This window comes from Celeribacter indicus (assembly GCF_000819565.1).
Lineage (GTDB): Bacteria > Pseudomonadota > Alphaproteobacteria > Rhodobacterales > Rhodobacteraceae > Celeribacter > Celeribacter indicus.
Map to the genome: position 1 here is coordinate 4,504,010 of NZ_CP004393.1, position 25,096 is coordinate 4,529,105.

Annotated in this window: 23 protein-coding genes; 15 read left to right on the forward strand and 8 right to left on the reverse strand. The window is 65.1% G+C overall.

Annotation, left to right across the window (positions count from 1 at the left end; translation table 11 throughout):
• The first annotated feature begins 69 nt into the window (after positions 1 to 69).
• Positions 70 to 1,494, forward strand: coding sequence for an alpha,alpha-trehalose-phosphate synthase (UDP-forming) (locus tag P73_RS22010; RefSeq protein ID WP_082033393.1), 1,425 nt, complete (start codon positions 70 to 72; stop codon positions 1,492 to 1,494).
• A 71-nt stretch (positions 1,495 to 1,565) separates the two neighbouring features.
• Here P73_RS22010 and P73_RS22015 read toward each other — a convergent pair whose 3' ends face one another.
• Positions 1,566 to 2,423 carry an SDR family oxidoreductase gene (locus P73_RS22015; protein WP_043871239.1) on the reverse strand — a complete coding sequence of 286 codons (858 nt, stop codon included), beginning with the start codon at positions 2,421 to 2,423 and terminating at the stop codon, positions 1,566 to 1,568.
• A 36-nt stretch (positions 2,424 to 2,459) separates the two neighbouring features.
• Positions 2,460 to 3,254: an SDR family NAD(P)-dependent oxidoreductase gene (locus P73_RS22020; protein WP_043871240.1), complete on the reverse strand. Its 795-nt coding sequence runs from the start codon at positions 3,252 to 3,254 to the stop codon at positions 2,460 to 2,462.
• 258 nt (positions 3,255 to 3,512) lie between these two features.
• On the opposite strand from P73_RS22020, the gene P73_RS22025 reads away from it, so the two are divergent.
• From P73_RS22025 to P73_RS25800, 3 genes are read left to right on the forward strand one after another with little or no spacing between them, the layout of a single operon-like run.
• Complete coding sequence (locus tag P73_RS22025; protein WP_043871241.1) at positions 3,513 to 4,910, forward strand: cytochrome ubiquinol oxidase subunit I; 1,398 nt, start codon at positions 3,513 to 3,515, stop codon at positions 4,908 to 4,910.
• A gap of 3 nt (positions 4,911 to 4,913) precedes the next feature.
• On the forward strand, positions 4,914 to 5,921 hold the full coding sequence (gene cydB, locus P73_RS22030) for a cytochrome d ubiquinol oxidase subunit II (RefSeq protein ID WP_043871242.1): 1,008 nt from the start codon (positions 4,914 to 4,916) through the stop codon (positions 5,919 to 5,921).
• A complete protein-coding gene (locus P73_RS25800) occupies positions 5,918 to 6,022 on the forward strand; it encodes a DUF2474 family protein (protein ID WP_245629213.1) in 105 nt (34 codons plus the stop codon). The genes cydB and P73_RS25800 overlap by 4 nt, the downstream gene beginning before the upstream one ends.
• Before the next feature lie 6 nt (positions 6,023 to 6,028).
• Here the strand turns inward: P73_RS25800 and P73_RS22035 are convergent, their stop codons facing one another.
• The gene (locus tag P73_RS22035; protein ID WP_043871243.1) at positions 6,029 to 8,347 is read right to left on the reverse strand and encodes an FdhF/YdeP family oxidoreductase; all 2,319 of its coding nucleotides are present in this window, start codon (positions 8,345 to 8,347) and stop codon (positions 6,029 to 6,031) included.
• A gap of 133 nt (positions 8,348 to 8,480) precedes the next feature.
• Here P73_RS22035 and P73_RS22040 point away from each other — a divergent pair, with 133 nt between their 5' ends.
• Genes P73_RS22040 through P73_RS22050 form a run of 3 tightly spaced genes read left to right on the forward strand, consistent with a single transcriptional unit; the run spans position 8,481 to position 10,665 of the window.
• Positions 8,481 to 9,719, forward strand: a complete 1,239-nt coding sequence (locus P73_RS22040) for a cbb3-type cytochrome c oxidase subunit I (RefSeq protein WP_052453514.1) — start codon at positions 8,481 to 8,483, stop codon at positions 9,717 to 9,719.
• Positions 9,716 to 10,342: a cytochrome c oxidase subunit 3 gene (locus P73_RS22045; protein ID WP_043871244.1), complete on the forward strand. Its 627-nt coding sequence runs from the start codon at positions 9,716 to 9,718 to the stop codon at positions 10,340 to 10,342. The genes P73_RS22040 and P73_RS22045 overlap by 4 nt, the downstream gene beginning before the upstream one ends.
• On the forward strand, positions 10,339 to 10,665 hold the full coding sequence (locus P73_RS22050; RefSeq protein ID WP_043871245.1) for a cytochrome o ubiquinol oxidase subunit IV: 327 nt from the start codon (positions 10,339 to 10,341) through the stop codon (positions 10,663 to 10,665). Before P73_RS22045 ends, P73_RS22050 begins: the two co-directional genes overlap by 4 nt.
• 3 nt (positions 10,666 to 10,668) lie before the next feature.
• On the opposite strand, the gene P73_RS22055 is transcribed toward P73_RS22050, so the two are convergent.
• From P73_RS22055 to P73_RS22065, 3 genes are read right to left on the reverse strand one after another with little or no spacing between them, the layout of a single operon-like run.
• Complete coding sequence (locus P73_RS22055; protein WP_139267086.1) at positions 10,669 to 11,700, reverse strand: alcohol dehydrogenase catalytic domain-containing protein; 1,032 nt, start codon at positions 11,698 to 11,700, stop codon at positions 10,669 to 10,671.
• Positions 11,693 to 12,493 carry an ABC transporter permease gene (locus tag P73_RS22060; protein WP_043871246.1) on the reverse strand — a complete coding sequence of 267 codons (801 nt, stop codon included), beginning with the start codon at positions 12,491 to 12,493 and terminating at the stop codon, positions 11,693 to 11,695. The genes P73_RS22055 and P73_RS22060 overlap by 8 nt, the downstream gene beginning before the upstream one ends.
• Positions 12,490 to 13,344: an ABC transporter permease gene (locus P73_RS22065; RefSeq protein ID WP_043871247.1), complete on the reverse strand. Its 855-nt coding sequence runs from the start codon at positions 13,342 to 13,344 to the stop codon at positions 12,490 to 12,492. The genes P73_RS22060 and P73_RS22065 overlap by 4 nt, the downstream gene beginning before the upstream one ends.
• 200 nt (positions 13,345 to 13,544) lie before the next feature.
• Here P73_RS22065 and P73_RS25250 point away from each other — a divergent pair.
• From P73_RS25250 to P73_RS22095, 5 genes are all read left to right on the forward strand, one after another.
• A protein-coding gene (locus tag P73_RS25250; protein ID WP_139267087.1) for an IS5 family transposase occupies positions 13,545 to 14,305 on the forward strand; the annotation gives its coding sequence in 2 pieces (ribosomal slippage) (positions 13,545 to 13,869 and positions 13,869 to 14,305; 762 coding nt in all).
• Between the two features lie 102 nt (positions 14,306 to 14,407).
• Positions 14,408 to 15,436, forward strand: coding sequence for an IS110 family RNA-guided transposase (locus tag P73_RS22080; protein ID WP_043867978.1), 1,029 nt, complete (start codon positions 14,408 to 14,410; stop codon positions 15,434 to 15,436).
• Between the two features lie 437 nt (positions 15,437 to 15,873).
• Complete coding sequence (locus tag P73_RS24645; protein ID WP_158401972.1) at positions 15,874 to 18,198, forward strand: flagellar hook-length control protein FliK; 2,325 nt, start codon at positions 15,874 to 15,876, stop codon at positions 18,196 to 18,198.
• 11 nt (positions 18,199 to 18,209) lie between these two features.
• A complete protein-coding gene (locus tag P73_RS22090; protein WP_043871248.1) occupies positions 18,210 to 18,884 on the forward strand; it encodes a flagellar hook capping FlgD N-terminal domain-containing protein in 675 nt (224 codons plus the stop codon).
• Between the two features lie 72 nt (positions 18,885 to 18,956).
• Positions 18,957 to 19,841 carry an aminoglycoside phosphotransferase family protein gene (locus tag P73_RS22095; RefSeq protein WP_052453517.1) on the forward strand — a complete coding sequence of 295 codons (885 nt, stop codon included), beginning with the start codon at positions 18,957 to 18,959 and terminating at the stop codon, positions 19,839 to 19,841.
• Here the strand turns inward: P73_RS22095 and ubiB are convergent.
• Both ubiB and ubiE read right to left on the reverse strand, forming a co-directional pair.
• Complete coding sequence (gene ubiB, locus P73_RS22100) at positions 19,798 to 21,333, reverse strand: 2-polyprenylphenol 6-hydroxylase (protein ID WP_043871249.1); 1,536 nt, start codon at positions 21,331 to 21,333, stop codon at positions 19,798 to 19,800. The genes P73_RS22095 and ubiB overlap by 44 nt on opposite strands.
• Positions 21,333 to 22,082: a bifunctional demethylmenaquinone methyltransferase/2-methoxy-6-polyprenyl-1,4-benzoquinol methylase UbiE gene (gene ubiE / locus P73_RS22105; protein WP_043871250.1), complete on the reverse strand. Its 750-nt coding sequence runs from the start codon at positions 22,080 to 22,082 to the stop codon at positions 21,333 to 21,335. Before ubiE ends, ubiB begins: the two co-directional genes overlap by 1 nt.
• An 87-nt stretch (positions 22,083 to 22,169) precedes the next feature.
• Between ubiE and mutM the strand changes: the two genes are divergently transcribed.
• The 3 genes from mutM to rpsT all read left to right on the forward strand — a co-directional run bounded on the left by mutM (position 22,170) and on the right by rpsT (position 24,287).
• Positions 22,170 to 23,021 (forward strand): bifunctional DNA-formamidopyrimidine glycosylase/DNA-(apurinic or apyrimidinic site) lyase, encoded by an 852-nt coding sequence (gene mutM, locus P73_RS22110; RefSeq protein ID WP_043871251.1) that lies wholly within the window; start codon positions 22,170 to 22,172, stop codon positions 23,019 to 23,021.
• Positions 23,022 to 23,086: 65 nt separating this feature from the next.
• Positions 23,087 to 23,863, forward strand: coding sequence for an enoyl-CoA hydratase (locus P73_RS22115; protein WP_043871252.1), 777 nt, complete (start codon positions 23,087 to 23,089; stop codon positions 23,861 to 23,863).
• Positions 23,864 to 24,023: 160 nt separating this feature from the next.
• Positions 24,024 to 24,287 (forward strand): 30S ribosomal protein S20, encoded by a 264-nt coding sequence (gene rpsT / locus P73_RS22120; RefSeq protein ID WP_043871253.1) that lies wholly within the window; start codon positions 24,024 to 24,026, stop codon positions 24,285 to 24,287.
• Positions 24,288 to 25,096 lie beyond the last annotated feature (809 nt).

Below are 25,096 nucleotides of genomic sequence, written 5' to 3' on the forward strand. Positions count from 1 at the left end.
AATGGTTGATCAGGGTTCATGTGGCGCATCCCCCGCGACGCTGCGACAGCATATCCCGGAGAAAATTTGATGCCTGGCAGACTCTTGGTCGTATCCAACCGAATCCCCACGGGCGAGGCCCCATCGGGCGGGCTGGTCGTGGCGCTTCATGACGCGCTCGCGGAGCGCGGAGGCGTCTGGATCGGCGCGGGACCGGAACCGGGAGAGGCGAGCGAGGCCCTCGAGGTGATCGGGCGCGATCCCTATGTCCGGCTCGCCTTCACCCTCACCGAGACGGAACAGCACGACTATTACCTCGGATTTTCCAATTCGGTGCTCTGGCCGCTTTGCCATCGCCGGGGCGATCTCGTCGATCTCGATCCCGATTTCGAGGCGGCCTATCGCGCGGTCAACGCGCGGCTGGCGCGGGCCATCGCGAAGGTGCTCGAGGCGGATGACGTGCTCTGGGTACACGACTACCACCTCTTTCCCCTGGCGCAGGCGCTGCGCAGACTCGGCGTGACGAACCGGATCGGATTTTTCCTGCACATCCCCTTTCCGACGCTCACCGACCTGGCCGTGCTGCCGAAACCGAGCGATTTCGCCCGCTGGCTCGCCAGCTATAATCTCGTCGGCTTCCAGACCCGCGCCGACACGGCCCGCTGTCTGGAAATGTTCCGCGCCGATCCCCGTGCCGAGTTCATGACGGACGGAACGGTGAAGTTCGAGGACAAGATCGTGCGCCTCGGTGCCTTCCCGATCGGGATCGACACGGAGACCTTCGCGCGCGATGCGGAAGGATCGGAGGAAAGCCCCTTCCGCCGCGATGCGCCGGAGGAATACCTGATCGGCGTCGATCGACTGGATTACTCCAAGGGTCTGCCCAACCGCTTCAACGCCTTCGCCCGCTATCTCGAGGAACGCACCGATCCGGAACGGCGTCCCTGCCTCGTGCAGATCGCGCCGCCCACGCGGGAAGCGGTGCAGGCCTATCAGGACATCCGCCGGGAGCTCGAGGAGATCTCCGGCCATATCAACGGTGCCTATGCCGAACTCGACTGGACGCCGATCCGCTACATCCATCGCGCCGTCGACCGCAGTCGGCTGGCGCGGATCTATCGCCACGCGCGCGCTTGTCTGGTGACCTCGCTCGCGGACGGGATGAATCTCGTGGCCAAGGAATATGTCGCCGCGCAGCAGCCGGATGATCCCGGCGTGCTGATCCTGTCGCGCTTCGCCGGTGCGGCGGAGGACCTGACTGATGCGTTGCTCGTCAACCCCTATGACGAAGCGGACATCGCGCGCGCCATCGCAGTAGCGCTCGACATGCCCCTTGAGGAGCGGGTGGATCGCTATGAGAGCTGCATCCAGGCGGTGCGCGACACGGATGTCCGCCGCTGGAGCAAGCAGTTCCTCGCCGGACTCGATCGCACCCTTCCGTCCTTCGAATGGCCGAAGGACGAATTCTCCGCCGGCTGGCCGCTCTCCGCGCCGGACGATCCGCTGATCGCCTGAGCTGTCCGGAAACGGCGGAAAGGTCTGGGAGCAGGCGCGCAATGCGCCTCCCGCTCCCATGGTTTGCACCATCAGGCGCCGACGATCTTTCCGCCGTTGGGATGCAGGGTCTGTCCCGTATAATAGCTTCCGTCGGACGACGCGAGGAAGAGATAGGCCGTCGCCACTTCCCAGGGCTGGCCGGGCCGCTCCATGGGCGCCTGGCTGCCGAAACCCTCGACCTTCTCCTCCGGCATGGAACCGGGGATGAAGGGCGTCCAGATCGGCCCCGGCGCGACCGCGTTCACGCGGATGCCGCGGTCCATCAGGTTCTTCGCCATCGAGCGGGAAAAGGTGAGGGTCGCGCCACGCGTCGTGGAATAGGCGATCAGCGTGTCGTTACCCTTGAAGGCATTCACCGAGCTCGTGTTGATGATCACGCCGCCCTCCTTCAGATGCGGGAGCGCCGCCTGGGTGCAGAACATGGGAGCGAGGATGTTCGTCTCCATGATCCGGCGCAGCCGCTCCTCGGGTTCGTTGGCGAAATCCCCATCCTCCCATTGCAGCGCGGCGTGATTGACGAGGATGTCGAGCTGTCCGAAGCGCTCGACCGTCTGCGCGACGGCGGAAAAGGCATGATCGCGTTTGCCGAGATCGCCGCGGATCAGGAGCGCTTCGCCGCCTTCCTCTTCTTCGACGATGCGCTTCGTCTCCTCGGCGTCGCGATCCTCCTCGAGATAGGCGATGGCGAGTTTCGCCCCTTCGCGGGCGAAGAGCACGGACACGGCCCGACCGATGCCGCTGTCGCCGCCGGAAATGAATGCCACCTTGCCCTTGAGCTTTCCGGTTCCGGCATGGCGCGGCGTGTAATCCGGGGCGGGGTGCATCTTGTATTCGTCGGCCGGCATGCTGTCCTGGTGTTGCGGCGGGATGTCGGGTTTGTCGGTCATGGACGTCTCCTTTTGCGCTTGGAAATGAGCGGCAGCTCAGGTGTTCATTGCGGCGACGGATCCGCCGTCGACCCGGTAGGACGCGCCACTGACGAAGGAGGCCCGCTCCGAACACAGCAGCGCGATGACGGCGGCGACCTCCTCGGGCTGGCCGCGGCGATCAAGGGTGAGATAGGGGCGTTCTTCCTTCAGAAAGCTGTCGACCGCCTCCTCGACGGTCTCCCCGCGCTCCCCGGCCCGCTGTCGCATCATCCCCTCGGTCATCGGTGTCTCGATGAAGGCGGGCGCCACCGCATTGACGAGCACGCCCTTCGGCCCGTAGGCCAGGGCGGCGGATTTGGTGAAGTTGAGCAAGGCGGCTTTCGAGGCGTTATAGACCGCCTCCTCCGGATAGGGCTGGACCGCGTTCTCGGACACGATGAACACGATCCGTCCCCAGCCGCGTTCGGCCATCGGTCCGACGAGCGCGCGGGCGAGGCGCACGGGACCAAGGAAATTCGTCTCGAAGCAATCGCGGAAGGCGGCGTCCGTCATCGCGAAGGGATCGCCCTTCTCCCCGGTGATCCCCGCGGCCTCCACGAGGATATCGGCTCCGCCCTTGGCGCGGGCCGCACGCGCGATCGCAGCGGCACCCTTCTCGCGGGTGAGGTCGGCGGCGACGCGTTCGAGCACGTTCGGCACGTCCTCCGTTCCGCGACGGAGCGCCTCCGCCCCCAGATCGGACAGGACGAGCCGCGCGCCTTCCGCCGCCAGCGCACGCGCAGTCGCCCGGCCGATCCCCGAAGACGCACCGGTCACGACGGCAAGCTTGCCCTGAAGTCCGAGATCCAAGATGAGCCTCCTTTTTCCTGAACGCGGGCGCCGGACCGAAACCCGCCGCGCCTGTGCAGTAGCAACACGGGCACCGTGGGATTGTTCCGCGCGGCGGACCGGAGAGGCCGGCGCGCCGGTTTGTCGCATCGCGGAAAGGTGGACCCTCCGCGCGCGCGCCCTAATTCGACCGGCAAGGAGATCCGCGGGAGGCACCACGCCGCCGCCACGCGGATCCGGTCGCCGGCCCGAGAGGGAAACGCATAGCCGGGGGATGCCATGCTCGATGCCGAACTGCTGGCACGGTTCCAGTTCGCCTTCACCGTGTCGTTTCACATCATCTTCCCGGCCTTTTCGATCGGGCTTGCCAGCTATCTCGCGGTGCTCAACGGTCTGTGGCTGACCACGCGGCGCGACGTCTTCCTCGAGCTTTTCGACCATTGGAAAAAGATCTTTGCCGTCGCCTTCGGCATGGGCGTCGTCTCCGGCATCGTCATGTCCTACCAGTTCGGCACCAACTGGTCGGTCTTTTCCGACCGCGCCGGGCCGGTGATCGGGCCGCTCATGGCCTATGAGGTGCTCACCGCCTTCTTCCTCGAGGCGGGCTTCCTCGGCATCATGCTCTTCGGGCGCAGCCGCGTGGGGGACGGGCTGCACATGATCGCGACGCTGATGGTGGCGATCGGCACGCTGATCTCCGCCACATGGATCCTGTCGGTGAACAGCTGGATGCACACGCCGGTGGGGTTCGACATCGCGGAGAACGGGCAGTTCGTTCCCGTCGACTGGTGGGCCATCGTCTTTTCTCCCTCCTTCCCCTACCGGCTCGTGCACATGGTGCTCGCCGCCTATCTCACCACCGCGCTTGTGGTGGGCGGGGCGGGTGGCTACCACCTGCTGCGCGACCGGGCCAATCACGGCGCGCGCATGATGTTCTCCATGGCGATGTGGATGCTCGTCCTCGTCGCCCCGATCCAGATCCTCGCGGGCGACCAGCACGGGCTCAATACGCTCGAACATCAGCCGGCAAAGGTGATGGCGATGGAGGGGCATTTCGAAAGTCATCCGGAGGGCGCGCCGCTCATCCTCTTCGGCATTCCCGACCAGGCGGCGGGAGAGATGAGATACGCGATCCAGATCCCGAAACTCTCCTCCCTCATCCTCAGGCACGACCTGAACGCGCCGCTCGACGGGCTCGACACCATTCCCGACGACGAGGAGCCCCCGGTCGCCATCGTGTTCTGGTCCTTCCGCGTGATGGTCGCGCTCGGCTTCGGCTTCCTCGGGCTCGGCCTCTGGGGGCTCTGGGCGCGCTGGCGCGGGCGGCTCTACGACACCCGCTGGCTGCACGGGGTGGCGATACTCTTCGGTCCCACGGGGTTCATCGCGGTCCTCGCCGGCTGGATCACCACGGAGGTGGGACGGCAACCCTGGACCGTCTACGGCCATATGCGCACCTCCGAGAGCCATTCGCCACTCGACGCCGGCACGGTCGCGACATCGCTCGTCGCCTTCATCGTCGTCTATTTCTTCGTCTTCGGGGCGGGCACCTATTACCTGCTTCGAATGATGCGGACCGCACCGGGCACGGCGCGGCTCGGGCTGCGCGACGGGCCGATCCGCACGGCGGGCATCACCCCCGGCCCCGCCGAAGACCCCGACGACAGGGAGGAATGAAAGATGTTCGGACTTGAGCTTTCCTTCATCTGGGCGGGGATCATCGCCTTTGCCGTCATCACCTATGTCGTGCTCGACGGCTTCGACCTCGGCGTCGGCATCCTGTTCCCGCTGGCACGCGACGAGGCGGAGCGGGACCAGATGATGAATTCCGTCGCCCCCGTGTGGGACGGCAACGAGACCTGGCTGGTGCTCGGCGGCGGCGGGCTTTTCGCGGTGTTCCCGCTGGCCTATGCCGTCGTGATGCCCGCGCTCTACATCCCGATCATCGTCATGCTGCTTGCGCTGATCTTCCGAGGAGTCGCCTTCGAATACCGCTGGCGCACGGTGCGGTGGAAGCGGATCTGGGACCACGCCTTCTTCGGCGGTTCGCTCGCGGCGGCGATGATGCAGGGCTTCGCGCTCGGACGGCTCGTGCAGGGGATCGAGATGTCCGGCCGCGCCGCCGCCGCAGGGCCCTTCGACTGGATCACGCCCTTCTCGGTGCTGACCGCCATCGCCGTGCCGGTCGGATACGCCCTTCTCGGGGCGACCTGGCTCAATCTCAAGCTCGTCGGCCGGGTCCAGGCGCATATGCGCGGGCTTGCAAAGCCGCTTTCCGTGGCGACCCTCGCCTTTCTCGGCCTCGTTTCCGTCTTCACCCCGTTCCTGAACGCGGAATACTGGACGCGCTGGTTCACCTTCCCGGCGGCGGCCTATTCCTATGTGGTGCCGCTTCTCGTCCTGCTGGCAGCGGCGCGTCTGTGGATCGGACTCACGCGCGGGGACGAACTCTGGCCGTTCCTCATGTCGCTGTCGCTTTTCGTGCTGGCCTTCGTGGGGATCGGGATCAGCTTCTATCCGATGATGGTGCCGCCCCACCTCACCATCGTCGAGGCCGCCGCGCCCGACGACAGCCTGAAATTCGCCCTCGTGGGCACGCTCGTCCTCGTGCCGATCATCCTCGCCTATACCGCCTACGCCTATTGGGTGTTCCGCGGCAAGATCAATCCCGACGAGGGTTACCATTGAGACGCTGGGCCATGAGGATCGGCTGGTTCGCGCTGCTGTGGATCGCAGGCGTCGCCGCGGTGGGGGCGGTTGCCTACGCGATCCGGCTCGCGATCCTGTGACCGAGGTCAGGCCGCGGACGAACGCAGGATCTGCACCGGAGTCCCCTTGTAGGCCGGCGTCTTCGAGTTCTTTTCGTGATAGGCCAGCGGCACGAGCGGGTTGAGCTCGGGATAATAGCCCGCAACGCAGCCCTCCGGCAGGTCGTAGGGCGTCACCACCAGTCCCTCCACCCTGCGCTCCACCCCATCTTCGATGGCACAGCGCAGGCTGATCGTCTCCCCTTCCCCGAGTCCGAGACGCGCCATCTCGTCGCGGTTCACGAGCATCACCATACGACTGCCCTCGAGCCCGCGCAGGCGGTCGCGATAGCCGTAGATCGTGGTGTTGAACTGGTCGTTCGAGCGCAGGGTGACGAGCGTCATCACATCCGCACCCTCCGGCGAGTCACCGAGCGCGCTGAGCGTCGTCGGCGTCGTGAACTGTGCCTTGCCGCTCTCCGTCTTCCAGATGCGCTCGCGCGCCGGATTGCCGCGGTAGAAGCCGCCGGGCTGGAACAGCCGTTCGTTGAAACCGGCGAAATCGTCGGGAAATGTCTGCTCGATCAGGTCGCGCACGAGGCCGTAATCGGCCACCCAATCGTCCCATTTCAGCTTCGGATTCTCGGGCAAGGTCGCCTTGGCGATTCCGGCGACGATGTCGGTTTCGGATTTCAGATGTTCCGAGGCAGGTTCCGCCCGGCCGACGGAACCGTAGATATGCGAAAACGTGTCCTCCATCGAAATCGCCTGCCTGCCGGTGGCCTGGATGTCCTCGTCGGTGCGCCCGAGACAGGGAAGAAGATAGGAAACCTCGCCGGGCGTGAGATGCGAGCGGTTGGGCTTCGTCGCAATATAGACGGTGAGCCGCATCTTCGGCCAGGCCTCTTCCATGCGCGCGCGGTCGGGCAGGGCGCGCACGAGGTTGCCGCCGAGGGAGATCAGCGCCTTCATCCGGCCCTCGAGCAGCGCCTCGCAGGCCTCGACCGCGTTCATCCCGTCCTCCTCCGGCGGCTCGATGTCGAAGAGCGTTCGGAGCTTGTCCGCGGGCATATGGGAGGACTTCTCTCCGATGCCAACGGTGCGCTGCCCCTGCACGTTCGAATGGCCGCGCACGGGCGAGATCCCGGCGCCGAGGCGGCCGATATTGCCGCGCAGCATGAGGAAATTGCAATACATCCCCAGATTGAGCCAACCGTTGACATGCTGGGTGAGACCCATGCCATAGATGCCGATGACCTTCTCGGCCGCCAGATAGACACCCGCCGCCTCCTCGATCATCGCGCGGGCCAGGCCCGACTGACGCTCGATCTCCTCCCAACTCAGGGCGACGAGCGCCGCCTCCAGTTCCGCGAAGCCGGTCGTGTGATCCGCGATGAAATCGTGATCGAGCACTGTGCCGGGCGCGGCCTCCTCTGCGGCGAGCACGCATTTCATCAGCCCCGCGAGGACCGCGACATCGCCGCCGGGGCGCAGCTGGTAATAGTGATCCGAGATCCTGGTCGGTTTACCCACCGTCATCTGCACCGGATTTTGCGGATCGACGAATTCGATCAGCCCGCGTTCGCGCAGCGGGTTGAAGGTCACGATCTTGCAGCCGCGCTTTACCGCAGCCTTCAGCGTGTGCAGGAAACGCGGGCTGTTCGAGCCGGTGTTCTGCCCGAAAAAGAAGATCGCGTCGCAATGGTCGAAATCCTCGAGCGTGCAGGTGCCGACGGGCGTGCCGATGGTGTTCTTGAGGTTCACGCTGGTCGTCTCGTGGCACATGTTCGACGATTGCGGCAGGTTCTGGTGGCCCATCGCACGGGCGAAAAGCGCATAGAGATAGGAGGTCTCCAGCCCGGCATGGCCGGAGGAATAGAACACCGCTTCCTTCGGCGCGAGCTTTGAGAGTTCCGCGCCGATCTCCTCGAAGGCGGTGTCCCAGTCGACCGGGCGATAAGCATCGCTTTCGGCGTCGTAGCGCATCGGTTCGGTGATCCTGCCGGCCTTTTCCAGATCGTGGTCGGGCCAGCCTCGCAGCTCGGCCAGGGTGTGCGCGGCAAAGAAATCGGGATCGGCGCGGCGGCGGTCGAGTTCCCACATCACCGATTTCGCGCCGTTCTCGCAGAATTCGGCCGTATGCGGAGTGGCTGGCTTTGCCCAGGCGCAGGAGGAACACATCACGCCGCCGGGCTTGTTGTGCCGCGCCAGGACCTCGAAGACGTCGCCCTGCGGTGCGGCCTCCGCGAAGTTCCGCCTCAGGCTGTTCACCGAACCCCAGCCGCCGGTCGGGGCGTCGTAGAACGGCGTGTCGGGATCCTGGGTTTCGGCATCGTGCTGGCGGGTCCGGGGGGAGGGCTTGCGCATGGAAAACTCCTTTGCCCCTGCGAGGGGCGTTTGCGGGTCAACGGATCGCCTCTCCAATTGTTCCGGCCCGCCGGCGTTTGACATTCGACCGGCGTGAAACAGCTTCTTCGCGAAGGATGATCTTCAGCAGCGAATGAATGACGACGCCAGACTTGCCGGGGACAGTGACGTGAAGACGCTCCGGGACGCAGATCCGCTATCGCCACGCGACAGCCAGGCCCGGCGCCTCGGCCGCGGGCGGCTGGTGATCGGCCTCTGCGTGGCAAGCGTCTTGCTGACAGGCTGCCTGCCGGCGCGGGGCCTGCTGGCCCCGGAAGGCGAGGTGGCCGCGCGGCAGTCGGCACATCTGATCCAGACCGACCCACTCAATGCCGTTTTCGGCATCGCCACCATGCTGATCGGCGTTCCGACCGGGGTGAAGGTTTATGACTGGCTGCTCACCATGTGGCGCGGGCGCATCCGCTTTACCGCGCCGATGCTGTTCGCGGCGGGGTTCATCTTCTCCTTCGTGATCGGCGGCGTCACCGGCGTGATCCTCGCCAATCCCCCCGTCGATTTCGCGGTCCACAACTCCCTGTTCCTCGTCGCGCATTTCCACAACATGCTCATCCCCGGCCTGCTCTTCGGCATGATCGCCGGAATGCAGTTCTGGTTTCCGAAAGCCTTCGGCTTCCGGCTCGAGGAGCGCTTCGGCATCGTCGCCTTCTTCCTGTTCTTCCTCGGCTTCCATCTCGCCTTCCTGCCGCTCTACATCCTCGGGCTCATGGGCGCGCCCCGGCGTGTCGCGATCTGGCACGACGCGGATTTCACACCCTGGCTCCATGCCGCCGGACTGGGGGCGCTGTTCGTCGCGGGGGGCTTCGCGGCACTGATCGTGCAGATCCGGCGCAGCGTCGCCCGACGCGCGTCGCTTGCCGTGCCGGTCGGCGATCCGTGGGACGGGCGCAGTCTCGAATGGGCTCTGCCCTGCCCGGCCCCCGACTACAACTTCGCCCGCCGGCCGCAGGTGAGCGGGCAGGACACGTTCTGGCAGGACAAGGCCCAGGGCATCGCCTATGATCGCGCGGGCCCGGTCGCCGCCATCGAAATGCCCGCACGGTCCGCCGCAGCTCCTCTGATCGGACTTGCCGCCTTCCTCACGGGCTTCGGCCTGACCTGGCATATCTGGTGGCTCGCGGTGGTCGCCACGTCAGCAGGCATCATGGCCTGGATCGGCCACAGTTTCCGGCGCGACACGATGGAACGGATCCCGGTGGCACGGATCGAGGCAAATCTGGCCGCCTGGCACGATCAAATCTCCGCGGCCAGCCCCGTCGATCGCCACGGAGAGACGAGCGCCCGCAACACGGGTCTCGCGAAGAGGCCGACATGAACGGAAACCTCCATCCCGGCCTCAACCTTCACGGCACCGATCCCGGAACGCATCTGGAGGCGGAGGCGACGATCTTCGGCTTCTGGGTGTTCCTCATGGCCGACCTCGTGCTCTTCGCGCTGCTGCTTGCGGTCTATGCCTCGATGTCCATTCACGGCACCGGCGGCGGTCCTGGTCCCGCGGATCTGTTCGAGCTGAGGATGCCGTTCCTCCAGACCCTCACCCTGCTCGCCTCGAGCTTCACGGTCGGGCTCGCAATGCTGCGCGTCAAATATGACGACGACGCGCGCGGACTTGCGCTCTGGCTCGGTCTCACCGGCGTCCTGGGCCTTCTGTTCCTCGGGCTCGAGGCAAGGGACTTTCATGAACTCGCCGTCACGAAATCCGCCCCGCCGACCCGCAGCGGGTTCCTGTCCGCCTATTTCCTGCTGACAGGCATCCACTGGCTTCACATCGCCGGCGGCCTCGTCTGGATGGTCGTGCTCGGCATCCAGCGCACCCTCTTCGGCGCCTGGCGACCGGTGAAGCTGCGGCTCATGCGCTTCGGCCTCTACTGGCACCTGCTCGACGTGGTCTGGGTCGGCATCTTTTCCTTCGCCTACCTGTTCGGGGTGATCGCATGACCCGCCGCCCCCCGGAAAGCGAAGACGTCGGGCGCGCGCGGGAACGGCGGCGCTACCTGACGGGCGCGGCGGTCACGCTCGTCACCACCGCTCTCGCCTTCGCGCTCGTCGCCTGGAGCGGGCTTTCTTCCGGGGTGCTCATGCCGGGTATCGCCGGCCTCGCGCTGATCCAGATCGCGGCGCATTTCCACTATTTCCTGCACATCGACATTCGCCGCTCCCACCGTGACGACCTGTTGCTCGTCCTCTTCACCGCGCTCATCGTCCTGCTCATGGTCGGCGGCACGTTGTGGATCCTGGCCGATCAGTGGAGCCGGATGTAGCGCTCAGGCCTCCGCCCCGAACCGCAGCGCGAGCCGGCCCCGCACCTCCCCGCGCGCGAGGCGTTCGAGACCGGTTCCGACCTCCTCGAAGGGAAGGACCTCGACAGGCACGGAAAACGGATGATCCGCGGCAAAATCGAGAAAGGCGCGCAGTTCGGCACGGGTGCCGACGGAGGATCCCGTGACCCGGTGGCCGCCGTTGATGAGCCACATCATCGACAGCGGCACGGGATCATGGACGAGCGCGACGGCGACGATCTGGCTCAGCGGATTGGCGACGGCGGCGATCAGATCCCAGACCTTCGGCGTCGGTGCGAAATTCAGCGTGATATCGGCCCCGCCCCAGTCGCGGATCGTGTCCGCGCGTCCCGGACCGACGGCGAGGGAGGCGCCGTGACGCCGGGCCTCCGCACGTTTCTCCGCATCCGGCTCGACCACGGCCACCTTCAGCCCGCGCGCAAGGCCGATGGCGATGGCATACTGACCGAGCCCGCCCGCACCGATGACCAGAAGCCGCTGGCCGGCATGCACGTCGCACCGCTCGAGCGCCGACCATGCGGTGAGGCCCGCACAAAGGAGCGGTCCACCCGCCACCGGGTCGATGCCCTCGGGTATCCTGGTCGCGAAGGCGGCCTCGACGAGCGCATATTCCGCGAAGGCTCCGAAGGCATCGAGGCCACGGGCCTTCTGATGCGGACAGAAGGTCTCCCGCCCGGTGAGACAGGGATCGCAGGCAAGACAGGTCTCGTAGAGCCACGGCAGCCCGACCCGTGTACCGTGCGGCAGAGGCCCCTCCCCCGCGACGATCCGGCCGATCCCCTCATGCCCCAGCAAGAGGGGAAATGCCTCCGGCGGCAGCGGTTCCTCACCGCGCTGCACATGCAGGTCGGAATGGCAGATGCCGCAGGACTCGAGCCGCACGAGATACTGTCCTGGACCGGGGACGGGCACCGCAATCTCCGCGATACGCAGCGGCGCGCCGGGCGCATCGCAGAGCGCGGCCTTCATCATGGCGGGGAGGTGCTTGTCAGTCACGATTGCTCCTTTCGGCCCCCAGAAGCCGCGGCAGGTTTCCGAACCGGCCGATCAGGCCGAAGATCAGAGCGGACAGAACGGCAAAGATTACCGAGACCACGGCGAGGATCGGCGTATAGCCGTAGCGCAGGGCATTGAAGATCTTGATCGGCAGGGTTTCCACGGTGAAGCCTGCGACCATATAGGCGATGATGTATTCGTTGAGGCTCAGCACGAAGGCGAAGGCATAGCCCGAGACGATATAGGGCACGAGCAACGGCAGCAGGACGGTCCGGAAGACGTTCCAGCGCCCGGCGCCCATGACCCGCGCGGCCTCGATCAGAGACTTGTCGATCCCCTTGAGCCCGAGCGAGACGGTGACGAACGGAAGGGTGACGAGGAAGATCCCGTGGGAGACGATCGTCGCCCAGATCCGGCCGTAGCCGCCGAGCGTCATCCAGAAGATCATGAAACCCAGCGCGGAAATCACCGGCGGCAAGGCAAAAGGCGCGAGGCCGATGCCGGCGAGCACACGCACCGCGGGTCCGCGCCTCTGCCAGGCAAAAAGGGCAAGCGGCAGGGCGACGGCGACAGCGAGGGCGGCCGCGCAGGCGGCGATGACAAGGGAGTGGCGCAGCGGCACGAGCCATTCGTCCTGCCGGAACAGTTCGCCGTACCAGCGCAGCGACGGATCGACCGGCGGGAAGCGCAGCGTCTGCGGTCCGTTGAGCGACACCGCGGCCACCACCACGAGCGGCGCGACGAGCAGGGCGAGGATCACGAACACGTAGGTGGTCTTCAGCATCCGCGTCATGCCGCCCCCCTGTCTCTGCCTGCCAGCGAGGCGAGGCCGACGAGCGCCAGGGCGACCAGCATGAGAAACACGGACATCGCGGCGGCGAAGGGCAGGTTCGACTGGTAGATCGCCTGGTCCGTGATGTGCACGGACAGGGTCCAGTGCTCGGATCGCCCGAGAAGCTGCGGCAACAGGTAGGAGCCAAGGGTGAAAACGAAGACGAGGATGAAGGCGCCGACGATCGCGCCGCGCAGGTTCGGCACGATCACTCCGAAGAACGCGCGCGGGCCGGAGGCGCCCATGACACGCGCGGCCTCGACGATCTCCGGATCGAGCCGAGAGACGGGCGGGTAGAGCACCAGCACGGCGAAGGGAAAGCCGATATAGCACAGCCCGGTCACGAGCGCGAAGAGCGAGGGCGTGTAGGCGCGCGGGTCGGAGACGAGACCGAACCAGTGGAACAGGTTGCCGACCCCGGCGGTCCGGGACAGGAGCGTGGAGAGGGAAAAACCGATGATGACTTCGGACAGTGCGAGGACGGAGAGCAGCACGACGAGGATTCGCGTCTGGGTCCTGTGTCCCATCGAGGCGAGAAACACCGTGAAGGGAAAGCCGAGCGCGACGCAGATCGCCGCTGCGGCGAGCGAGACCGAGAGGGACACGGCCATGACCTTGCCGAAAAAGGCCGAGAGGAAGCGGGCGTAGCTGTCCGGTTCGAAGCCCCATTCGTAGAACCCGCTCACATCGCGGTGGGCGACAGAAACCGCGAGCATGATGCAGAAGGGGACGAGGAAGAACAAGCAGAGCATCGCTGCGGGCCAGAGCCCGAGCCAGCGCGGCGTCGCGGCGTGCGTAACTTCGTCACTCATCGCACCACCACCCGTTCGCCGTCGCGGAACGCGATGCCGACACGCTCGCCCGGCGTGAAGCGCAGCGACGGCCCCGGTGGCAGATGAGCCGTGATCTGCCGCTCCCCGGCCTGCATCAGGACGTGAAGGCTTTCACCTAGGCTCAGGACCCATTGATTTGTCGGGCTTGTCGTGATTCACGGCTCCGCAAGGAGGCCGATATGACGAGCAACTTGTTCTGGTTGACGGAGGCGCAGATGGAGCGCCTTCGGCCCTTCTTCCCAAAGAGCCATGGGCGCCCTCGCGTTGATGATCGTCGTGTCCTGAGCGGCATTATCTTCATCAATCGCAACGGCTTGAGGTGGTGTGACGCGCCTTCGGAGTATGGGCCTCCAAAGACGCTCTACAACCGCTGGAAGCGATGGAGCGAGCTCGGTGTCTTTGCCAGGATCTTCGAGGGGCTGGCCGCGGAGGCCCCTGAGCCCGAGACCATCATGATCGATGCAACCTACCTGAAGGCGCATCGCACGGCATCCAGCCTGCGAGCAAAAAAGGGGGGCGCGGACGCCTCATCGGCCGAACGAAAGGCGGAATGAACACAAAGCTCCACGCGGTCACTGACGGCGAGGGCCGCCCCCTGCGCTTCTTCATGTCCGCGGGCCAAGTGAGCGACTATACCGGCGCACGGGCGATGCTGCGCGATCTCCCACCTGCGAAGTGGTTTCTCGGCGATCGCGGCTATGATGCCGATTGGCTCAGAGAAAGTCTGCAAGACAAGGGCTTGCGGGTCTGCATCCCGGGCCGAAAGGGACGGAAGACACCAGTCCGATACGATCGGCGACGCTACAAGCGCCGCAACCGGATCGAGATCATGTTCGGCAGACTGAAGGACTGGAGGCGCGTTGCAACCCGCTACGACAGGTGCCCGAAGGTTTTTCTCTCAGCCATCGCCCTCGCCGCAACCGTCCTTTTCTGGCTATGAGATGCTGTAACGGGGCCTGCGTCACGCACGACCGTTGCCACTTGTCAGATCAGCACCGCGCTGTCGCCATTCCCGTATTGAACCCAGATGGAGGATGACGGGATGAAGCTATTTATTGGATTGGATGTGTCGTTGGCGAAGACCGCAGTTTGTGTGGTCAGCGAGCATGGCCAGATCGTCAAAGAGGCGGAGACTGAAAGTGAACCGGAAGCTTTGGCGCATTGGTTGGACGAACTTGACGGCAGTATCGCAGCGATTGGCCTGGAGGCCGGGCCACTGTCGCAATGGCTGCACAGAGGGCTGACCGAAGCTGGACTGGAAGCGGTGCTCATGGAAACGCGCCAGGTGAAAGGAGCGTTGAAGGCGATGCCGATCAAGACGGATCGCCGCGATGCAGAAGGGATTGCACGCCTTCTTCATCTCGGCTGGTTCCGCCCGGTTCACTGTAAATCCGTCTCTGCTCAGGAAACCCGGGCAGTTCTCGGCGCTCGAAAGGCTATCCAGCAGAACATGATCGCTCTGGAAATGTCGGTGCGCGGATTGCTGCGGAACTTTGGCCTCAAGGTCGGTGCGATCTCCCGCGGCAAGTTCGAGACACGCATTCGGGAATTGGCAGATGGCAATCCGATGCTGGAAGCCGCGACTGAACCGATGCTGCGGGCCCGAGCGTCCCTACGACAGGAACTGGCCGATCTCGAAAAGTGCGTGCGGCGGTTGGCCTGGGATGATCCGGTTTGCCAACGCCTTATGTCGATGCCAGGAATCGGTGTCGTCGTAGCACTGACATTTCGTGCTGCGGTCGATGATCCGGCCCGCTTTCGGTCTTCGAAAAGGGTCGGACCCTGGGTTGGTTTGACGCCTTCACGCAACCAGTCCGGTGAACGGGACGTGTCGGGTGGTATAACCAAAGCTGGCGATGTCAATCTGAGAAGGGCGTTGTGCCAGGCTGCAACTGTCATGATGAACCGTGGCCGATCGACTTGGCTGAGAACGTGGGGAGCCCAACTCGTGCAGCGGCGCGGACGCAAAGTTGCGATGGTCGCCCTCGCACGCCGCATCGCTGTCATACTGCATCGGATTTGGGTCGATGGCACAACCTTCCAATCAGATGCGGCGCCAAACCCTGCCTAACAGGATGACACCCCACCCGTTGCCTGCCTGATCGCAGGCCTTTGAGGTCCCGCAGGGACGTGGTTCCGATGATGCCGTGGTCAGGACTGTCGCTGGTTTTTGCCAAGCACGCCTATGAGATGGGCACATCGGAATTACATCGAACCAGCATCATGTTGGCAGCCATCGCGCTGACCACGAACCGAAGCATGTTCCCCAAGGATCTCAGCTATAGGCCGCGAAGGAAGCCAGGACCGGCACCAAGTATATCAAAGTAACCTCTACGGCGGGTCAATTGTTGTGCGCAAAACCGCTTGACTGGGACGCCCCCGTTACCGAAGTCCTGAGCCTAGGCACTTTCCCGAGTCGTACCCCGATCCGGTAAAGAAGCGGTAACTCTCGGCGAAGATACTGGGGCTGCGACAAAGAAACCTGCGGGTACACAAATGCAAACGAACATGACCGGCTTCCTCATCCTTCCCGCCCTTGCGGACCAAGGTCAGGCACGCGCCGCTCCGGTGCTGCCGATTGCGGATGGGATCTCTCCGGGAGCAGGGTCGGATCCGTTCGCACAGGTCTTTTCGGCGAGGCTGACGACGTCCTGGGACGAAGGGACCCAAGCGGAGACGACGCCCGTGCTGTCCGGGAGAGACCTGCCGTTGGCGGACGATACGGGTGCGGAGAGCCTAGCGGCGGCACGCACGACGGAGGCGGGACCATTCGCAACCTTCCTGTCCCCGCTTCTGTCCGATGTGGTGAGGCCGGAGCCTGCGACGCCACCCGGAGAGGCGCCGATAGACGAGTTGATCGAGAAGAAAATTTTCCCCCTGCCGTCAGGCGCCTTGCCGGAGACGGGCCGGCCCGACGGGGAGGAGCGTGGGACAGAGGCCGCCGGTGTCCAGGAAACCGCTGAGGAACGCGCCCCGGTTGCGCCGACCGTCGCCATGACGGTATCGCTTCCGCGGGACCAGGCGGGGCAGAGGGGTGCGGACATGGAACGGATGCCGCGCGTTTCGTCTGACGCATCTCCGCGCCGGCCCGCGCCACATGGCGACAGGAGCGCCGATTCTGTTTCTATGCAGGATGCCTTCGCGACGGCTGGTATGACACCGGATGTGTCGGATCGGGCGGCGAGGGAGATATCGCATAGCCGTGCCATTTCTGCCTCCGAAGCTTCGGACACCCGCATGACGTCCGCAGCGGTGGACAGGCTGAAGGAAGGGCCGGAGCGGAGAGACGTGGCGCGCATAGGTCCATTGAGGACGTATCCGGGGCAGGGTGATCAGGTGGCCTCTCACATCATCGTTTCCGTGTCAGAGCCGGAGAACGCGGTCGCATCGCCCGTGCAGTCCAAACAACAGGGGCAGTTTATCCGTATGGATCATCCGTCTGCGACTGTATCGACCGCTGTCCCGCTTCAGCCCAGCGCGGTGTCGCCGGTCAGTTTCGCCGTCTCCACGGAGGGCAGCGGAACGGACCTCGTCGCGACGACGAAGGAGATCGCTTCGTCCTCCGTTGCCCGGCCCGTGCAGGGAGCCGGTGCTGCTTCGAGGATGCCGGACGCCGGTGGCGTGGTGACATCCGATGTCGGTCCCGCCGGCGATCAGGACCGCAACGGACTGCCACAGGATCCGCGGTCGGGGCTGACGCGCGAAGGTGCCGCACCGACCATGGATCTCGTACAGCCTCCCGCTTCACCCTTCGGACTGGCTACCTCCGCAACGTTTTCGGCGTTTCCCCTGCCTGCGAGCCTGAGGGAAGGACCGGCGGAAAGTAACGGTCCGACAGCTTCATCGGTAGAAAATCTGCCAGCGGAGGCACTTCCGATTCCTCATGCGGCAGTCCCGCGACTACGTGGGGAGACCTCGCCGCCGGAGCGGTTGGTCGTGTTGGAGCGGCCTGCACCGCGCCACGTACCCGCCGGGAGCGACACCGATCCAGCGCCGGGTGAGGAGAGTATGCCTCCGGAGGGGGCAGAACGGCATCCCTTGCGTGACGCGTCGGCCACCGGCGCCGTCGAACCTCCCCCGCGCACGATGACAAGCGTGCCCCCGGAGCGGCACCCATTGCGTGAGGTGCCGGCGCGGAGCACTCCCGATCCGGCGTGGCTCGGGGAAACCATGCTTACGGAACGGCCAGAGTGGCATCCGCCGGGCGAGACGCTGGCGCGGAGCGATGGCGACCCGATGCTGCGAGAAGGAATCGTATCCTTGGACCGCCCAAACATGCTGGAGCCTAACACATCGCGTGAGGCGCCGGTCGGCGGCGAAATCGATGCTGCCGCTGGTGAGATGATGGCGGCGACCGGAGCACCGGAGCGCAAGGCGGAAGTTTCCGCCATCCCCATCCCGCAAATGCGGCCGGACCTGCCGAACCGTGTCGCGGTCCAGATCGCCGAGCTGGCACGCGAGTTGCCGGAGCGGCCGGTCGAAATCACGCTGAACCCGAAGGAGCTTGGCCGCGTGCGCCTGTCGTTCCATCTTTCTGAGACCGGCGCGATCCAGGTCGTCGTGGCGGCGGAACGCCCCGAAACGCTCGATTTGCTTCGGCGTAACATTGATGTCTTGGGCTCTGAATTCAGGCAGCTCGGGTATCAGAACAGCGGTTTCTCCTTCCAGAACTTTGGCCAGGGCAACCGCAACGACACGCCGCGTCGCCCCTCGGATCGGGACAGCCTTCAGTCCGGCCGGATCGCCGAGACCGGCGGGATTTCCGACACCGTTTCCGTCACGCCGGCGCGACTCTCGCTCGGCACCGACAGCAGTATGGACCTTCGCCTCTGACAGGAGCTTTTATGACACATGCCGTTTCCTCCGCCCCATCCGCCTCTCCCGCGACCAGTCAGAAAACTGGCGGCGCGCCGGCTGCGTCAGGTGCCCTGAGTTCGGATTTCGACACGTTTCTCAAGATGCTGACGGTCCAGTTGCAAAACCAGGATCCTCTCAATCCGATAGACTCCACGGACTATGCGGTGCAACTGGCGACATTCTCCTCCGTGGAGCAGGCGGTGCTGACCAATGACCTGCTCGAAAACCTTTCCGCGAAACTCGGCCTCCTCGGGTTCTCGCAGCTCTCCGGATGGGTCGGGATGGAGGCCCGCAGCGAAGCCGCGGCCTGGTTCGATGGAAGTCCGATCCTGCTCAAGGCGGATCGGGAGGGGTCGGCCAACGTCGCCCGACTCGTCGTCCGTGATGCGACAGGGGAGGTCGTCCAGACGCTCGACATGGAACCGGCGGACACGGTCATCGAATGGACCGGGGTCGACGGCGAAGGCAGGGCCTTCAAGACCGGGCTCTACAGTTTCGAGCTGGAGAATTATTATGGCGACGATTATCTCTCGACGACCCCGGTCGAGACCTATTCTCGGATCATCGAGGCGCGGGCGGACGACGGGGAGATCGTGCTCGTGCTCGAGGGCGGCAACGAGATCTCGTCGCATGACGTGACTGCCTTGCGCGATCCCGACTGAACATCCGGTCAGAACTTGCAGCGTGGGGCGGTGGGGCTTTAGATATGCACAGGAACACTCCGGAGGCCTGCCATGTCGACCGCCGATCCTGCCGCGCCGCCCGAAGACATCCGGGTTCAAGCCCGCCGCCTCTTCGGACCGGTGACGTGGCTGCCGCTCGCGGGCGGGCGCAGCAATCGGCTTTGGCGGGCGCGGGGGACGAGCGGCGATTACGTTTTCAAACTTTACGACGTGGCGCGGGCGAATCCACTGTTCCCCAATGACGGCGCCGCCGAAGCCCATGTGCTTTCTGCCCTCTCCGGGCGCGACCTTGCGCCGAGGCTGGTGACTCGCTTCGACACCCCGGCCGGCACCTGCCTTGTCTATCGCTTCCTGCCGGGCAGGAGGCTGGGCAAGGTTACCGGGACGGCCATGATCGCGCTGTCCCGCCTGCATGGGGTGAGCCCGCCGAAAGGATTGCGCCGCCTCGATCTCCGCCCCGCGGCCTTGATCGCGCAGGGTCGAAACTTCATTGCAGGGCTCGAAACGGAGATCGCGCGGGAACTGCTGGCCTCCGTCCCCTCTCCGGAAGACCATGCGCCTGGGCCGGCGGTTTTCCTGCATGGCGACCCGACACCGGCCAACATGATCCGCGACGGACGTCATGTCCGCTTCGTCGATTGGCAGTGCCCCGCGCTCGGCGATCCGGTCGCGGACCTTGCGATCGCCCTGTCGCCCGCGATGCATCAGGTCTATGGTGACGGACCGCTTGCGGAGGCGGAGGAGGAGCAGGTGCTGGCGGCCTATCCGGACGCCGCGACGCGGGCGCGATATCGCGCGATGCGAGGCGTGTTCCGTTGGCGGATGGCCTGCTACTGTGCCTGGAAGGCGGCGGCGGGGGAGGCGCCTTATGACAGTGCCGCCCGCGCGGAGATCAGCTCAGCAGGAGCGCCAGCGTCGTCCCGAGCGCTGTCGTGAGCGCCCCCGCGAAGAACACCGCGATCCCCCACCAGCGCGGCGCCGGCCGAACCACCGGAACGGCGGGTCGGGATTGGGCGATCAGCGCGGCTTCGGCAAGCTGGGGCAGCTTCGGCCCAAAGCGCGCCAGCACCTGCGCCGTGCGCCAGAGATCGCGGGTCAGGGCCCTCGGCCCGATATTGGACCGGATGTAATCCTCGACCACCGGCTTGGCGACCTCCCAGATGTTGATATGCGGGTCGAGCGAGCGCGCAACGCCTTCCACCACGACCATCGTGCGTTGCAGCAGGATGAGTTCCGTCCGCGTCTCCATCCCGAACCGTTCGGTCACCTCGAAGAGATAAGACAGGAGCCGCGCCATGGAGATGCGGCTGGCATCCATACCGAAGATCGGATCGCCGACCGCACGCAGCGCGCGGGCGAATTCGTCGACGTCGCGATTGGCCGGCACATAGCCCGCCTCGAAATGGACCTCCGCGACACGTTTGTAGTCTTTCTTGATGAAACCGTAGAGAATTTCCGCATAAACACGTCGTGTATATTCATCGAGCACGCCCATGATGCCGAAGTCGAGGGCGATGATGTCGCCATCAGGCGCGATCTTGAGATTGCCCTGGTGCATGTCGGCGTGAAAGAAACCATCGCGCAGGGCGTGGCGCAGGAACATTTGCAGCACACGTTGTCCGAGCAGCGCGCGATCATGGCCGGCGGCGGTGATTTCCTCGATATTCGAGGCGCTGATACCCTCCGCCCATTCGAGCGTCATGACGCGCCGCGAGGACAACGCCCAGTCGATGGCTGGAACGCGGAACCCTTCGTCGCCGGCGGTATTGGCAAGGAATTCGGAGGCAGAGGCGCTTTCCAGCCGCAGATCAAGCTCGCCGTGCACGACCCCCTCGAAATGCGCGATCACGTCGGTGGGGCGCAGACGGCGGGAGGCCGGCGACAGTTTCTCGATCATCCAGGCGGCGAAATAGAAGGCGTCGATGTCCCTGCGGAAGGCGCGCTCGATCCCCGGCCGGAGCACCTTCACCGCGACCGCCTGCCCGGTGTCGGCACGCACCGCCTTGTGCACCTGGGCGATGGAGGCGGCTGCGACGGGTTCGGAGACGTCGGAAAAGGCCTCGGCCAAAGGCAGGCCGAGCTCTGCCTCGATCGTGCGGATCGCCACCTCGCGGGGGAAGGGCGGCAGCTTGTCCTGGAGCATCTGCAACTGGCCCGCGAGTTCGGGGCCGACCACGTCCGGGCGGGTCGACAGGATCTGTCCGAATTTGATATATGCGGGCCCCAAGGCGGTCAAAGCGCGTGGTACGGGCGGAACCGTTTCGTCCCCCCTGTAGCCGAGCCACTGAACGGGCCAGACCACCGCACGGGCGAGAAGGCGAAACGCCTTCGGTGCCTCGAGCGCGTCCATCGCCACCCGCATCGCGCCGGTGCGCTCCATGGTCGCGCCCGTGCGTACCAGCCGCCAGATGTTATGGGGGCCGCGCATCAGATTTTCCACCCCGAATGCAGCGCCGCGATGCCCATGCTCAAATTACGATACTTCACCTTGGAAAAGCCGGCATCCCGGATCATATTGGCAAATGTGTCCTGATCGGGGAATTTGCGGATGCTTTCCACGAGATATTGATAGCTGTCGCGATCTCCCGCGATCACCTGCCCCATCCGGGGTATGACGTTGAAGGAATAGAGATCATAGGCCTTCTGCATCATCGGGTTCGGGAGCTGGGAGAATTCCAGCACCATCAGGCGCCCGCCGGGACGCAGCACGCGGTAGGCTTCCGCCAGCGCGTCCTCGATCCGCGTCACGTTCCGGATGCCGAAGGAGATCGTATAGACATCGAACTGGCCGGCCTCGAAGGGCAGGCGCATCGCGTCGCCCGTCACCCAGTCGAGACTGTCGGCCATCTTCTCGGCCTCGGCGCGCTTGCGCCCCTCGACCAGCATGGATTCCGTCATGTCGAGCACGACGGCGCGCGCGCCCGGCGCACGTCTGAGGAAGCGGAAGGAAATGTCGCCCGTACCGCCCGCCACGTCGAGGAGTCTCTGGCCCGGCCTGGGGGCGAGCCAGTCCATCATCGCATCTTTCCAGATCCGGTGAATGCCCATGGACATCGCGTCATTCATGACGTCGTATTTGGACGCGACAGAGGTGAACACTCCGTGCACGAGCCCGGCCTTCTGATCCTCCGCCACGTCCCTGAAGCCGAAATGGGTGGTCTTGCCGTTCTCGCTCATCGCTCTTGAACCTTTCTCGAAACTCACCCTTCTTATAGGCCCCATGCCGGGCGTGACAATCGCATGTGAAATCACCGGAGGATCAAAATGCCGGAATTGCCAGAGGTCGAGACGGTTCGCCGCGGGCTCGAGCCGTCGATGGCGGGGGCGCAGATCGCGCGGGCGGAGGTGAACCGACCGGATCTGCGCTGGCCGCTGCCCCTGAACATGGCGGAGCGGCTGACGGGGGCGCGGGTGGAGCGGCTGCGGCGTCGGTCGAAATACATCCTCGCCGACCTCGATCGGGGTGAAACGCTGCTCATCCATCTTGGGATGTCGGGGCGAATGACGGTGTCGGGCGATCCGCTCGGGCAATTCGTGCACGACCATCCGGCGGCACAGAAACACGACCATGTTGTGTTCCACATGGACAACGGCGCGCGCATCACCTTCAACGATCCGCGGCGCTTCGGCGCGATGGACCTGATGGAGACGGGGCGGGAGGCGCTCCATCCGCTGCTGGCCCGTCTCGGGCCGGAGCCGCTCGGCAACGCCTTTTCCGAGGCGCATCTGATCGCCGCCTTCGACGGAAAGAACACGCCGGTCAAATCCGCGCTGCTCGACCAGCGCATCGTTGCGGGCCTCGGCAACATCTATGTCTGCGAGGTGCTGTTTCGCGCCGGGATCCATCCCGCGCGCAAGGCCGGGCGCATCGCGAAGGCGCGGGTCGCCGGGCTGGTCCCGATCATCCGCGACGTGCTCGGGGAGGCGATCGAGGCCGGCGGCTCCTCGCTCAGGGATTTCCGGCAGGCGGACGGGGAGCTGGGCTATTTCCAGCACAGCTTCCGCGTCTACGGGCGCGAGGGGGCACACTGCGTGACGCCCGGCTGCGCCGGCCGGGTGCGACGGATCGTGCAGGCGGGACGCTCGACTTTCTTTTGCGCCCTATGCCAAAGATGACTTGATCCCTCGCGGCCTCCTGCTACCACTTCCGACATCCCTCATCCCAGCCGAAGGAGGTGCCCGTGGCCTACAAGACGCTCATCACCGAGATCGAAGACGGTGTCGAACTCATCCGGTTGAACCGTCCCGATGCGTTGAACGCGCTGAATTCGGAACTCCTCGGCGAACTTGCCGACGCGCTGCGCAAGGCCGATGCCGATCCGAAGGTCAGGGCCGTCGTGATCACCGGCTCGGAAAAGGCCTTTGCTGCCGGTGCCGATATCCGGGAAATGTCCGAGAAGAGCTTCGCGGAAGCGAAGAGCGAGAATTTCTTTGCCGGGGAGGCCGACGTCATCGCCGCGACGCGCAAGCCGGTGATCGCGGCCGTGGCGGGCTATGCGCTCGGCGGCGGCTGTGAACTGGCCATGATGTGCGACATCATTCTCGCCGCGGACACCGCAAGGTTCGGCCAGCCGGAGATCAATCTCGGGATCATTCCGGGCCTTGGCGGTACGCAGCGCCTGGCGCGTGCCGTGGGCAAGGCGAAGGCGATGGAAATGATCCTGACCGGTCGCTTCATGGAAGCCGAGGAGGCGGAGCGCACGGGGCTCGTGTCGCGCGTCGTGCCGGCCAAGAAGCTCCTCGAGGAGGCGCTGACCGCCGCCGGCAAGATCGCGGAGAAGAGCGCGATCTCCGTCCTGGCGGCGAAGGAGGCGGTGAACCGCGTCTACGAAAGCCCGCTGGCCGAAGGCATCCGCTTCGAACGCGCCAGTTTCCATGGCCTGTTTGCCACCGAGGACCAGAAGGAGGGCATGGAAGCCTTCCTCGAGAAGCGCGAGCCGCAATTCCGGGACAAGTGAAGGAAAGAAAGGCTTTCCTTTCGCGCGATTCTCGCCTAAAGGAACGCCTCACATGCGCGTGGAGCCCGCTTTAGGCTGTGATTGCCCGCCCCGGTCGAGGGGTGTGTGAGGCGCGTGCGCGAGAGAATTGCAAACACGGACCTCACGAGAGGAAAAGATCATGGCCAATACGCCCCAGTCCAAGAAACGCGCCCGCCAGGCGCTTCGTCGCACCGACGTCAACAAGGCCCGCCGCTCCCGCATCCGCACCTATCTGCGCAAGGTGGAGGAAGCCATCGCCTCGGGCGATCAGGCCGCCGCCCAGGAAGCGCTGCGCGCCGCCCAGCCCGAACTGATGCGCGGGGTGACCAAGGGTGTCGTCCACAAGAACACCGCCTCGCGGAAGATGTCCCGCCTCGCGGCACGCGTGAAAGCGCTCGCCTGAGGACCGGACCCCCATTCGGAACGCCTTGAGAACGCGCCTTCGGGCGCGTTTTCTTTTGGAATTACTGGCTTGTCGCCTTTCCGAGCGACGCCGCAATGCGGCGAATCCTTCGCGGGCGCAGCGGCTAGTCAAACTTTCGCGAGAGTGGCAACAGGGCAGGTGATGCGAGGCGGTGCATCGGCGGAAATGAGGCAATTTCGACACGTCCTCTGGCGCGAAAAAAGAGCTTTTCGGATTCGGGTCCGGTAAAGGCAGAGTCAAGCGCGAAGTTCCATTGCGACTCCGCGCGCGGCGTTGCTAGCTTGCCCCTGCGATTCACGTCGTCTTGGGGGGACATTCAGGAATCGCGCAGGACGCTCCGCCGCCGCAGACGATGTCTTCCGGCCCGGAACTGCCGTCGCGCCACGACGGCTGCCCTGCGTGCTCCTGAGGCTTGGCCGTCGGGAAGGGGTAACCCTGCGGCAGGCTGTCCGACCTGACCACGCAGACAGCGTGTGCTTCGGGTCGGTCTGTCCGACAAACCCGCGCCCGACCGGGCGAAAACCGATACAGGCAAGGTGTGAGGTCTTTGCATGTTTACGGGATCCGGCAGGTCAGGCGCGATATACATGGGTCAGGCTGCCGTACAGCATGCAACCGATCACGGTATGCGTGCACGGTAACCTTTGTCTTGACCCATGCCTATCGAGATGACCCGAGGCGCAAAGAGCCGCGGTGCGTTCGGAATCAACCGGGCGGATCGGACGACGGTATCCGCAGGACGGATGACGGACGTCGAATGATAAACATAATTGGGTCGAAAAACGAAA